Raw genomic sequence first — 10,365 nt, forward strand, 5'->3', positions numbered from 1 at the left:
CACGTCAGGCCGCGTAGGGCCGCACCCGGCGCGCGTCGCGGAGGGCGTTGGCCCACCAGTTCAGCTGATTCAGCAGCGTGGTGGCCGCGGCGGAGGCGCCTTCGAAGTCGTCGTGCTCACCGTCCGGGCCGAAGTGGTTCCAGGCGTAGGGGAAGCTCACGGTCTCGCGGATCGTCGCGGCGTGGAGTTCGGCGAAGACCGGACGCAGGTGCTCCACCGCGCGCAGGCCGCCCGAGATACCGCCGTAGGAAACGAAGGCGACCGGTTTCCCGTGCCATTCGGGGCCGGTGGCGTCGAGCGCGGTCTTGAGCGGGCCGGGGTAGCTGTGGTTGTACTCGGGGACGATCACGACGACGGCGTCCGCGGCGGCGACGCCGGGGGAGAGATCACCGGGGGCTTCGGCCAGGTCGATGACGGACAGGGTGACGTCGTCGCGCTGCTTGGCGCGGTCGAGGAACCAGTTCGCGACGACGGGAGCGAAGCGGCCCTCGCGGACGCTGCTGATCACGACGGCGAGTTGGTAAGGCGAGTTCGTTGTCATGCCCAAGACCGTAAAACCTGCACTTAACTTGAAGTCAAACTCCAGAATGGTCTCACTTCAAGAGTCATTCGCAGAGAACTCTTTGCAAAGAACTCTCTGCGGTCGTAGGGTGGAGCACATGGGGGAGGGCGAGAGGTATCTCGCGCGGGTCGACGGCCGCATCCTGCGGGCGCTGTCGCATCCACTGCGCGTCAAGATCCTGGAGTTGCTGCGGGAGGACGGACCGGCGACGGCGTCCGGACTGGCGAAACGGGTGGGGGAGAGTTCCGGGACCACGAGCTGGCATCTGCGTCAGCTGGCCGAATCCGGGCTGATCACGGAGGACACCGAGCGCGGCAGCAGGCGCGACCGGTGGTGGAGGGCGGTGCACGAGGGGGACCAGATGCGCGCCAAGGACTTCATCGACGATCCCGACCTCGCGGGTCCCTTCAACGCCTACGCCCACACGATGATCGAGCGGCGCTACGCGGCCGAAGCGCAGTTCGTCGCCGAAGTGCGGGACTGGGCCGACGAGTGGATCGACAAGGTCAGCTTCCACGATTCGCCGCTGTCGCTGACACCGGACGAGGCCGCCGCGTTGAGCGACGAAATCCTCGAGGTGATCGGCCGGTACCGCCGTCCGGAGAAGGACGGCGACACCCAGGTCCGTGTGCACTGGGCGGCCTTCCCGAGGAAGTCCCGGCCGGAGACGCCATGAGCCGGATGCCACTGGGGGCTCTGGTCGTGGCTTCGGGGATCTCCTCGGCCGGGGTGATGATGACGTTGCTCGCGATTCCCTGGTTCGTGCTGCAGAGCACGGGCAGCGGCACCAAGACCGGTCTCGTCACCGCGGCCGAGGTGCTGGGACTGATGGTCGCGGCGCTGCTGGGCGGGCCGATCGTGGACCGCGTCGGCACACGCCGGGCGAGCGTCGGTGCGGACCTGCTGACCACCGTCACGGTGCTCCTCATCCCGCTCGCGATGGGCACGACAGGGCTCAGCCTGCCCGGGCTGATCGTGCTGTCGTTCGTGATGGGGGTTTCCCGGGGGCCCGCGGACACGGCCAAGCAGGTGCTGCTCCCCGGCGTCGCCGAACTCGGCGGTGTCCGCTTGAGCCGGGCGGCGAGCGCCGTCGAAGCGGCGATGAGAACCGGCCGGATGGTGGGCGGGCCCGCCGCCGGCGCGCTGATCGCGCTGATCGGCCCGATGCCGGTGCTGTTCGTCGACGCGGGCGCGTTGCTGCTGTCCTCGGCGCTGGTGTTCGCGCTGATCCCGGCCGCGGCCGGTCCGCCGAGGCCGCCGTCGGGCGGATACCTCAGGCAACTGCGCGAAGGGCTCGGATACGTCAAGCGTGACGCGGTACTGCGCGCGGTGGTCGGCATGCTGATGCTCACCAACAGCCTCGATTTCGGGCTGCTCGGCGTCCTGTACCCGGCGTACGGCGACCAGGTCCTGCACAGCACCGCGCTCATCGGCGCGATGATCACCGCGGTCGCGGCGGGCGCGCTGCTCGGTTCGGCGATCTACGGCTGGATCGGCCACCGGTTCTCCCGGCGGACGGCGATCCTCGTCGCCGTCGCGATCGAAGGCGCGCCACGCTTCGCCTTGCTCGCGCTGGAACCCGCACCGCCGGTCCTGCTCGCCGGGCTCGTGGTCGCCGGGATCGGGGCGGGCGCGCTGAATCCGATCGTGCTCCCGGCGGTCTACGAACGGGTTCCCGAAGCCGTCCGCGGCCGCGTGCTCAGCCTTCTCGTGGGCGGGGTGCTCGCCGCGATGCCGCTCGGCTCGATGGCGGCAGGGTTGCTGCTGGACGGGATCGGCCTCGTCGGCGCGCTCGCCGTGTTCGGCGCTCTGTACCTGATCGCCGGCACCTTCCCGGCGATCTTCCGGGTCTGGCGCGGACTCGACGATCCCGCTCCGATCGGGGGTGACCGGCCGGTGAGCCAAGGGGCGCGGACCGACTAGGCTCGCCATCATGTCGCGCCGTTCCCTTCACAACCCAGCCCCCGACGCCGCCAGCCTCCGCGCCCGCCTCGACCGGGCGCGCGCCGCCGCGGCCGCCGCCGACACCGACGCCCTGCTGATCGCACCCGGCTCGGACCTGCGCTACCTCATCGGCCAGGCCGGGGGCTCCTTCGAACGGCTGACCACGCTGGTGATCCCGGCCGACGGCGTCCCGGCGCTGGTCCTGCCGAAGCTGGAAGCCCCCGGCTACGCCGACGTCCCCGCCGACGAACTCGGCATCGAGATCGTCACCTGGGTCGACGGCGACAACGCCTACGAACTGGTCGCCGACCGGCTGGGCAAGCCCGGCCGCGTGGCGGTCAGCGACTTCACCCCGGCGCTGCACGTGCTCGCCTTCCGCGGCGCGCTCGGCGACGCGGAGCAGACGCTCGCCGGGCCGATCGTGCGCGAACTGCGGATGCGCAAGGACGCGGCCGAGATCCAGGCGCTGCGCGACGCGGGTGCCGCCATCGACCGCGTACACGCCCGCGTGCACGAATGGCTGCGCCCCGGCCGCACCGAGGCCGAGGTCGGCGCGGACATCACCGCCGCGATCGTCGAAGAGGGCCACACCCACGCCGACTTCGTGATCGTCGGCTCGGGCCCCAACGGCGCCAGCCCGCACCACGACGTCTCCGACCGGGTCATCGAGCGCGGCGACGTCGTCGTGGTCGACATCGGCGGCCCGATCGCCGAGGGCTACAACTCCGACTCCACCCGCACGTACGCGGTGGGCGAGCCGCGTGACGCCGACGTCGCCGAGACCTACGCCGTCCTGCAGCGGGCGCAGAAGGCCGCCGTCGACGCCGTCCGTCCGGGTGTCACCGCCGAGTCGATCGACGCCGCCGCGCGCGACATCATCGCCGAGGCGGGGTACGGCGAGTACTTCATCCACCGCACCGGCCACGGCATCGGCCTCGACGTGCACGAGGAGCCCTACATCATCAAGGGCAACGCGCTGCCGCTCGAACCGGGCATGGCCTTCAGCGTCGAGCCCGGCATCTACCAGCCCGGCCGCTGGGGCGCCCGCATCGAGGACATCGTCGTGGTCACCGAGGACGGCGTCGAGTCGGTCAACCAGCGCCCGCACGACCTGATCGTGCTCGACGCATGACGGGTTCCCTGGAGCCGCTGGATCAGGCCATCGTGCAGGAACTGGCCGCGGACGGACGGCGCAGTTTCACCGATCTGGCGGAGCGGGTCGGGCTTTCGGTGTCGGCGGTGCACCAGCGGGTGCGCCGCCTGGAGCAGCGCGGGGTCATCCTCGGGTACACCGCGCGGCTCGACGGCGAGCAGATCGGGCTGCCGCTCACGGCGCTGATCTCGCTGACGCCGAACGATCCGGCCGCGCCGGACGACTACCCGCAGCGTCTCGAGCACATCAAGGAGATCGAGTCCTGCTACTCGGTCGCGGGGGACGAGTCGTACATCCTCCTGGTCCGGGTGGCTTCGCCGCTCGGCCTGGAGGATCTGCTCCGCCGGATCCGGGAGTCCGCCAAGGTCTCGACCAGGACCACGGTGGTGCTGTCGACGCCGTTCGAGGGCCGTTCGCCCACCCTGTGAAACGGGAAAACGGGTGGGCTTGCGCGACGCTGGTACGATAAAAGGTATGGCAACACGTAAGGTCACTCTCTCACTCGACAGTGGTGCGCTCGAGTTCGCCGAGCGGGCCGCGAAGGCACACGGGATCTCGGTCTCGTCGTGGTTGTCCAAAGCGGCCCGCAGGGAGGCCGTCCGCACCGGATACACCCCGCAGCGCGCCCCGGTCGAACCGTCCGCCGAATCGGACGAGGCCGAGCTGACCGCCGCGGAGAAGGATCTGCGTGCACAGGGGTGAAGTCTGGACGTACCACCCCCCGACCGAACCGGCACGGCAGCGCACCGTCGTCCTGCTGTCCTCGGACGGGGTGAACGAATCCGAGCGGCCGTGGCTGCTCGGCACCGAACTGCTGGACCGTGATCCGCAGGACATCCTCGGCGTCGCCGTCGACGCGCGGTACTGGGTCTCCACGCTGAACCTCACGCGCCTGTACCGGCCGTGGTTCGACGAGAAGATCGCGGAGATCGACCAAGAGGTCCAGGAGCGCATCGACATCGCGTTGCGCGCCGCACTCGACCTCTAACGCGCGATCACCTCGGGCGCGGCGTGCAGTTTGCCGTCGGGGCCGGAGAGACACGACGCGTTGCCCCCGCGGGCCGCGAGGAACTCGTTGAGGCAGTTCGCGATCTGCGCGTGGCCGTTCGCGTTGGGATGGAACGACTCCTGCAACGCGTGGCTCGCGCGGTCCACCTGGCCGAGGTCACGCAGCTGCAGCGTCAGCCTGCTGAACCACTCGTTCGCCGGGTCGCTGCTACATGCCTCGTGCCCGGCGCCCGCCCGCGAAAGGTCCAGGAACCGTGCGCTGGTCGCCCTCGACGCCTGCTTGAGCCCGTCCGACAGAACGGAGACGCCGTCGCGGCGCATCCACTCCAGGTCCTCGGTGCGGAACGGGCAGCCATTGAGGCTGCGCAGGGCCTCCGGGATCTGGGGGCCGACAGGCGAGGCGTACGACATCAGCACGAGCTGATAGTCCGCCGGGACGTAACCGGCCTGCGCGAGCACCTTCTTCACGTCGGCGACGGCGTTGGTCACCTTCGGCACCATGGCGTCCACTTTGGACTTCCAAGTGGTGCGGAGAGCCACGCTGCACGGCGGGTTCTGCGGGGAGAACCAAGCCTTGAAGCATTCGTTGACCTGAGCCGAGAACTTGGGCTCGTCGTTCGCGCCGATCGCGATCACCACCGCCGCGACCCGATGGTCCTTGATCAGGTTCGCGAGCTGTTGAGCCTGTGACGGCTCGGTCCACTGCTTGGCGTCGCCGAGGGCGATCTGCTCCGAGGGCGCCCCCGAACACGCGAGGTTCACGCGCGCGGTGACGTCGGGGATCTTGATCTGCTCGACGAAGGCGTTGGGGGAGCGGTGGCACCAATTGCCGCCCTGCCCGTTGGTCGTGGGCGTGTAGTCGCCCGCGCCCTCACCGGACACGGTGCTGTCGCCGATGGAGACGACCGTCAGCGGCCCCGTCCCCGGTGGGCCTTGGCGCGGGGACGGCTGCCCTGGGCGGCTTTCCGACCCGGTAAAGGCAATGAACCCGACGAGAACCACCACGAACGTGAGCGCCAGAGCACCCCACCACCACCGGAAACGTCGCATCGTCACCGGATTCTACGGAACCGCGGCCCGACAGGGTGATCATGGCGGTGTGACGGTCGCGATGTCCGGTCAGCCCGCCTCCGTCAGATCCGTTCCAGCTGCCAGTTCTGTCACGATTTCGAGCACGCCGGGCAGCGTGGGCTTGCCGTTCGCCGGCGACCAGGCCACCACCGTCCGGGCGGTGTCGCCCGCCAGAGGCACGAACACCACGCCGCTCCGGCGCAGGCTGTGCGAAGACCTGGCGAGTCTCGTGACCCCGACGCCGGCGGCGACCAGACCGAGCAGGCCTTGGACGGTCGCCGCCCGCTGGACGACCCGCGGCGTGAAGCCGGCCGCCTCGAATTCGTCGTCATAGTGGCGATGCCAGGGCTCCCACGAGCTTCGCGGGGTGAGCACCCAAGATTCGTCGGCCAGATCCGCGAGCTTCAGTTCGGTCGCGGCCGCGAGCCGATGACCCTCCGGCAGGACGGCGCAGACCTCCTCGGTGATCAGGGTGCGGGTCTCGAACCCGTCGACGAGCGGAGGCCGGGTGAAGATCAGGTCGTAACGTCCGCCGGTGAGCCCGTCGACGAGGGACGCGATCTGGGTGTCGTCCGTGGTGAGGGTGAGGTCGGGGAGCCGCTCACGGACCGCGCGCACCACCGGGGGGAGCAGGTAGTTGGCCGTGGTGGTGAGGAAACCGAGGTGCAGTGTGCCGATTTCGCCGCGAACCGCCCGGCTAAGCACCGACAGCGCCTCGTCGTTGCGCGCCAGGACGGCGCGGGCCTCCGGCAGGAACAGTGAACCGACTTCGGTGAGCCGGGTCCCGCGGGTGTCACGCTGCAGCAACTTCGCGCCGAGGACCCGTTCCAGCACGGTGATCTGCTGCGAAAGGGACTGCTGGGCGATGTGCAGGCGCCGCGCCGCCTTGGTGAAGCTCGCGTCCTCGGCGACGGCGACGAAATAGCGCAACTGCCGCGACTCGGGGGTCACAGGCTCTGACTGTAGCCGCACCAGGAAGCCGGTGTTGGCGGCCCAGGCGCGGTCTTCGCACGATGGACCCCAGGAACTTCACTGGAGGAAACAGGAATGATGAAGGAAACCGAGGGCCGCGTCTGGCTGATCACGGGCTGCTCGTCCGGATTCGGCAGGTACCTCGCCCTGGCCGCGCTCGACGCCGGTGACCGCGTGATGGCCACGGCACGCCGTCCGGAGACACTGGCCGATCTGGAAGAGTTCGGCCAGGGCCGGGTGCGCACCGCGGCGCTCGACGTCACCGATCCGGCGCAGGTCGAAGCCGCCGTGCAGGCGACTCTCGCCGAGTTCGGCCGGATCGACGTCGTGGTCAACAACGCCGGGCATGGTTCGGTCGGTGCGGTCGAAGAACTGACCATGCCCGACCTGCGATCGCTGATGGACGTGATGTTCTTCGGCGCCGTCGAGGTGACGAAGGCCGTCCTGCCGCACCTGCGTGAACAGAGGAGCGGAGCCATCGTGCAGATGAGTTCGATGGGCGGGCAGCAGAGCCCGCCCGGCTTCGGGGCCTACTGCTCGGCGAAGTTCGCCCTGGAGGCGATGTCGGAGTCCTTGGCCGCCGAGGTCGCGCCGTTCGGCGTGAAAGTGCTGATCGTGGAGCCTGGCGCCTTCCGGACCGCGTTCGGCGGTAGCCGGTTGCAGCGCTCGCGGGTGATCGAGGCGTACCGCGAATCGACCGGCGCGATCCGGGACTTCGTCGAGGGGATGGACGGCTCGCAGCCCGGGGACCCGGCGAAGGCCGCGGCGGCGATCTTGAAGGTGCTCGAAAGCGATGCCCCGCCGCTCCGGCTCGCGCTCGGCGACGACGCTGTCGACGGGTTGCGAGCCGTGCACGAGGCCAGGGCGGCGGAGTTGGCTGCTTGGGAGTCCTTGAGCCGTTCCACCGCGCTCTGAGCCTTCGGCCTCAACGACCGTCCACTCTGGACGCGAGGATCGCCGCGCCGGGCCCGGAAAGTTCGTCCAGTGCCACGGCCCGGCCGGCGATCGACAGCAGGAGCGCCTCACCGGGGCCGCGGACCTCCGGTCCGGATCCGGCCGACCAGCCGAGATCCGTGGCGACGAGCCGGAGCCCGCGCGCCCGCTTGCGCGCCTTGATCGGCGGGGCGTAGCGGGCGAAAGCCAGGGCGTGCCGCAGCCGTTCCGGCGGCACCTCGCGGGGAAACCCCAGCGGGCGCCGGATGTCCTGGTGATGGAGGAGGCCGTCGAGCAGCGCCACCCGTCCGCCGAACGCCGAGGTGAGGCCGCGTGGTTCGAGGTGCTCCTCGAACCACGCGATCAGCTCGTCCGGGGTCCGGCCGGGTTTCCGTGCGACACCCAGCGCGTTCATCCGGTTCAGCCGCAGCCCGCCGCGGACGGCCTGGCCGAGCAGATCACGGAACCGCTGGGCGTCGTAGTCGACAACGTGGGCGACCACCTGCCGGACCGTCCACTCCGAACACAACGTGGGTGCGTCCCAGTGCTCGGGGGACAGCGTTCGCAGGAAGGCGGCGAAGTCCGCCCGTTCGTCCCGGGCGAGTCGCGCGACGGTGTCCACTGGCGGCCTCCTGCTCACTCTGGTCGAGCCACCCGCAAACGTAGTAGTCCGTGTCCTCGTTCCGCTCGACATACCGCAGGAGGGTCGACCGCAGACGCGGGCAGGGCCGTCTGCCGGAGGGGTCGTCTATGAAGGATTTGGGACACTCAACCTGGATCCACCGGTGTGATGTGGGTGTTTGGGGTGTGTCCGGGCACGCAAATGCCCTCTGGCTTGGGATGATTGTTCTTGCGACGGAACAAAATCCACGGAGCGAGAGGGCATCTGCTGGATGCGATCATCTCATACTGCCGGATCGGTGTCAGTGAGGTTCGATGATGAGGGTCTCGTGTCGTGCGCGGGGCTGGTGCCGGTGCTGCGGCTGGCCGAGGACGTTGGCCTGGGTGAGTTGATTGATCAGCGGGTTGACCTGGGGATTCCTGTCGGCGCGAACCCGGACGCGAAAGCGTTGTGAGCTTTCCCCCCCCGTAGCGTGGAGGACTCCACTATGCTGCTTGCTGTTCGGGGTTGGTGGCGGTGTTTTCGTAGTCGATCGGGGATATCAGTCCACATCGACTGTGTCGCCGTTTCCCATTATAGAAGTCGACGATCCATTTCACAACCACAGTTTTCGCTTCCGTGCGCGTGCTAAAGTGGTGTCGCGAGAGCACCTCGTGCTCGAGCGTGGAAAAGAATGATTCCGCGGCGGCGTTGTCGAAGCACGATCCGACTCGTCCCATGGATTGCTGGATATCGATCTTCGTGCACAGCTTGGTGAAACTCGTCGCGGTGTATGTGGAGCCGCGGTCGGTGTGGAAGATGACTCCCGCGACGTCGCCACCGCGGGTGGCGACGGCCATCTTGATAGCCTGACCAGCGAGTTCGGCGTCCGGATGCGCACTGGTGGGGTAACCGAGCAATCGTCGGGAGTACAGGTCAATCACCGTCGCCAGATACAGTTTCCCCTCATCGGTGGGGATCTCGGTCATATCCCCGACCCATTTCTGGTCCGGCGCGTCCGCGGTGAAGTCACGTCGCACCAGATCCGGGAACGGAATCTTCGATTTATCCTGGCGGGTGAGGTTCTTCCGCCGTTTCTTGCCGCGCGCGATCAAGCCTTGTTCCGTCATCGACTTGGCAACCGTTTTCTCGCTCACCTCCCATCCGTCGTCGCGTAATTCGGCGTGCACCCGGGGCGAACCATAGAGACCACCCGAGGCGTCGAAGGCGGCCTTGACCGCCTCGTCCACCTCGGCGCGGCGCCGCTGGGCCACCGTGGGCTCGCGGTGGTTCCACTTGTAGAACCACGACTCCGACACCTCCAGAGCCCGGCAGGCGACCGCGTGCGGCACACGATGACTGGTCCTCTGGTCGGCGATGAACGCGGCCAGGCTCACCGCGTCGCCTCCTTCACCCACAGGACCACGGATCGCTTGAGCACATCACGCTCCATCCGGAGCTCGGCGTTCTCCGCCCGCAACCGCGCCAGCTCCGCGCGCTCGTCGCCGGTCACCCCTTCGGCCTCGCCCCGCTCGACCTTGTCCTTATTGACCCAGTTCCGCAGGGTCTGCTCGACAATCCCCAGGTCACGAGCTACCTCGGGAACCGACTTCCCCGTCTCCCGCACGATCCGGACCGCTCCCTCACGGAACTCCGCATCGAACTTCCTTCGCTTCTCAGGCACAACTCATGATCCTCTAAGTCCATGCCTCCACGGTTTGGGGGGAACCTCATTGTCGGTCGTGGCGGGCATGGTGGCCGGGGCAGGCTCGATCGAGGGTCTGGATGTGGTCCGGCATGGCGGGATGCGCCGGTTGTTCACGGGTCTTCGGGCGCCCTCGACGTGCGGGTCGTGGCTGCGGGGGTTCACCCATGGTCATGCCGGTCAGCTCGCGTCGGTGGCGGCTGAGGCGGTGGTCCGGCTGGCGCGGCGGGTTCCGTCGTTGCTGGCCGGTGTGGAGGGGCTGGCGTTCATCGATATCGACGCCAAGATCAAGGAAACCTACGGGCATGCCAAACAGGGCAGCGGTTTCGCCTATAACGGTGTCCGCGGCCTGAACCACCTGATCGCCACGGTGTCGAGCCCGGTCTGCGCGCCGGTGATCCTGACCGCCCGGTTGC

Annotated in this window: 14 protein-coding genes and 1 pseudogene; 9 read left to right on the plus strand and 6 right to left on the minus strand. The window is 68.8% G+C overall.

The window, feature by feature from the left end; genetic code table 11:
- Positions 1–4: 4 nt before the first annotated feature.
- The gene (locus AC069I_RS43770) at positions 5–541 is read right to left on the minus strand and encodes an NADPH-dependent FMN reductase (RefSeq protein WP_478228357.1); all 537 of its coding nucleotides are present in this window, start codon (positions 539–541) and stop codon (positions 5–7) included.
- 118 nt (positions 542–659) lie between these two features.
- On the opposite strand from AC069I_RS43770, the gene AC069I_RS43775 reads away from it, so the two are divergent.
- Genes AC069I_RS43775 through AC069I_RS43800 form a run of 6 tightly spaced genes read left to right on the plus strand, consistent with a single transcriptional unit; the run spans position 660 to position 4,647 of the window.
- Positions 660–1,238 carry an ArsR/SmtB family transcription factor gene (locus AC069I_RS43775; RefSeq protein WP_478232674.1) on the plus strand — a complete coding sequence of 193 codons (579 nt, stop codon included), beginning with the start codon at positions 660–662 and terminating at the stop codon, positions 1,236–1,238.
- Positions 1,235–2,485: an MFS transporter gene (locus AC069I_RS43780; RefSeq protein WP_478228359.1), complete on the plus strand. Its 1,251-nt coding sequence runs from the start codon at positions 1,235–1,237 to the stop codon at positions 2,483–2,485. The genes AC069I_RS43775 and AC069I_RS43780 overlap by 4 nt, the downstream gene beginning before the upstream one ends.
- A 10-nt stretch (positions 2,486–2,495) precedes the next feature.
- The gene (locus AC069I_RS43785; RefSeq protein WP_478228360.1) at positions 2,496–3,638 is read left to right on the plus strand and encodes a M24 family metallopeptidase; all 1,143 of its coding nucleotides are present in this window, start codon (positions 2,496–2,498) and stop codon (positions 3,636–3,638) included.
- Positions 3,635–4,087 (plus strand): Lrp/AsnC family transcriptional regulator, encoded by a 453-nt coding sequence (locus AC069I_RS43790; RefSeq protein WP_016334198.1) that lies wholly within the window; start codon positions 3,635–3,637, stop codon positions 4,085–4,087. The genes AC069I_RS43785 and AC069I_RS43790 overlap by 4 nt, the downstream gene beginning before the upstream one ends.
- Positions 4,088–4,133: 46 nt before the next feature.
- Positions 4,134–4,361, plus strand: a complete 228-nt coding sequence (locus AC069I_RS43795; protein WP_007035425.1) for a hypothetical protein — start codon at positions 4,134–4,136, stop codon at positions 4,359–4,361.
- The gene (locus tag AC069I_RS43800; protein ID WP_005150941.1) at positions 4,348–4,647 is read left to right on the plus strand and encodes a hypothetical protein; all 300 of its coding nucleotides are present in this window, start codon (positions 4,348–4,350) and stop codon (positions 4,645–4,647) included. The genes AC069I_RS43795 and AC069I_RS43800 overlap by 14 nt, the downstream gene beginning before the upstream one ends.
- Here the strand turns inward: AC069I_RS43800 and AC069I_RS43805 are convergent.
- Both AC069I_RS43805 and AC069I_RS43810 read right to left on the minus strand, forming a co-directional pair.
- Positions 4,644–5,717 carry a GDSL-type esterase/lipase family protein gene (locus AC069I_RS43805; protein ID WP_340682065.1) on the minus strand — a complete coding sequence of 358 codons (1,074 nt, stop codon included), beginning with the start codon at positions 5,715–5,717 and terminating at the stop codon, positions 4,644–4,646. The genes AC069I_RS43800 and AC069I_RS43805 overlap by 4 nt on opposite strands.
- A gap of 69 nt (positions 5,718–5,786) precedes the next feature.
- Positions 5,787–6,689 (minus strand): LysR family transcriptional regulator, encoded by a 903-nt coding sequence (locus tag AC069I_RS43810; protein WP_478268035.1) that lies wholly within the window; start codon positions 6,687–6,689, stop codon positions 5,787–5,789.
- A gap of 99 nt (positions 6,690–6,788) precedes the next feature.
- Here AC069I_RS43810 and AC069I_RS43815 point away from each other — a divergent pair, with 99 nt between their 5' ends.
- On the plus strand, positions 6,789–7,625 hold the full coding sequence (locus AC069I_RS43815) for an oxidoreductase (RefSeq protein ID WP_478228370.1): 837 nt from the start codon (positions 6,789–6,791) through the stop codon (positions 7,623–7,625).
- Between the two features lie 10 nt (positions 7,626–7,635).
- On the opposite strand, the gene AC069I_RS43820 is transcribed toward AC069I_RS43815, so the two are convergent.
- Positions 7,636–8,265, minus strand: coding sequence for a maleylpyruvate isomerase family mycothiol-dependent enzyme (locus tag AC069I_RS43820; protein ID WP_478268036.1), 630 nt, complete (start codon positions 8,263–8,265; stop codon positions 7,636–7,638).
- A 304-nt stretch (positions 8,266–8,569) separates the two neighbouring features.
- Between AC069I_RS43820 and AC069I_RS43825 the strand changes: the two genes are divergently transcribed.
- A complete protein-coding gene (locus AC069I_RS43825) occupies positions 8,570–8,719 on the plus strand; it encodes a hypothetical protein (protein ID WP_478268037.1) in 150 nt (49 codons plus the stop codon).
- Positions 8,720–8,750: 31 nt separating this feature from the next.
- Here AC069I_RS43825 and AC069I_RS43830 read toward each other — a convergent pair whose 3' ends face one another.
- Entirely contained in the window at positions 8,751–9,641 is an 891-nt protein-coding gene (locus tag AC069I_RS43830) for an IS3 family transposase (protein ID WP_478268038.1), read from the minus strand.
- Positions 9,638–9,928 carry a transposase gene (locus tag AC069I_RS43835; RefSeq protein WP_478230853.1) on the minus strand — a complete coding sequence of 97 codons (291 nt, stop codon included), beginning with the start codon at positions 9,926–9,928 and terminating at the stop codon, positions 9,638–9,640. The genes AC069I_RS43830 and AC069I_RS43835 overlap by 4 nt, the downstream gene beginning before the upstream one ends.
- Before the next feature lie 58 nt (positions 9,929–9,986).
- Between AC069I_RS43835 and AC069I_RS43840 the strand changes: the two are divergent.
- Positions 9,987–10,365: pseudogene (locus tag AC069I_RS43840) on the plus strand (IS1380 family transposase); the annotation flags it as partial.

The sequence above is a fragment of the Amycolatopsis sp. NPDC043885 genome, assembly GCF_056435685.1.

Bases quoted from the DNA above. Each gene is read 5' to 3' on its own strand.
- AC069I_RS43770 (WP_478228357.1), bottom strand. From the start codon at position 541: ATGACAACGAACTCGCCTTACCAACTCGCCGTCGTGATCAGCAGCGTC.
- AC069I_RS43775 (WP_478232674.1), top strand. From the start codon at position 660: ATGGGGGAGGGCGAGAGGTATCTCGCGCGGGTCGACGGCCGCATCCTG.
- AC069I_RS43780 (WP_478228359.1), top strand. From the start codon at position 1,235: ATGAGCCGGATGCCACTGGGGGCTCTGGTCGTGGCTTCGGGGATCTCC.
- AC069I_RS43785 (WP_478228360.1), top strand. From the start codon at position 2,496: ATGTCGCGCCGTTCCCTTCACAACCCAGCCCCCGACGCCGCCAGCCTC.
- AC069I_RS43790 (WP_016334198.1), top strand. From the start codon at position 3,635: ATGACGGGTTCCCTGGAGCCGCTGGATCAGGCCATCGTGCAGGAACTG.
- AC069I_RS43795 (WP_007035425.1), top strand. From the start codon at position 4,134: ATGGCAACACGTAAGGTCACTCTCTCACTCGACAGTGGTGCGCTCGAG.
- AC069I_RS43805 (WP_340682065.1), bottom strand. From the start codon at position 5,717: ATGCGACGTTTCCGGTGGTGGTGGGGTGCTCTGGCGCTCACGTTCGTG.
- AC069I_RS43815 (WP_478228370.1), top strand. From the start codon at position 6,789: ATGAAGGAAACCGAGGGCCGCGTCTGGCTGATCACGGGCTGCTCGTCC.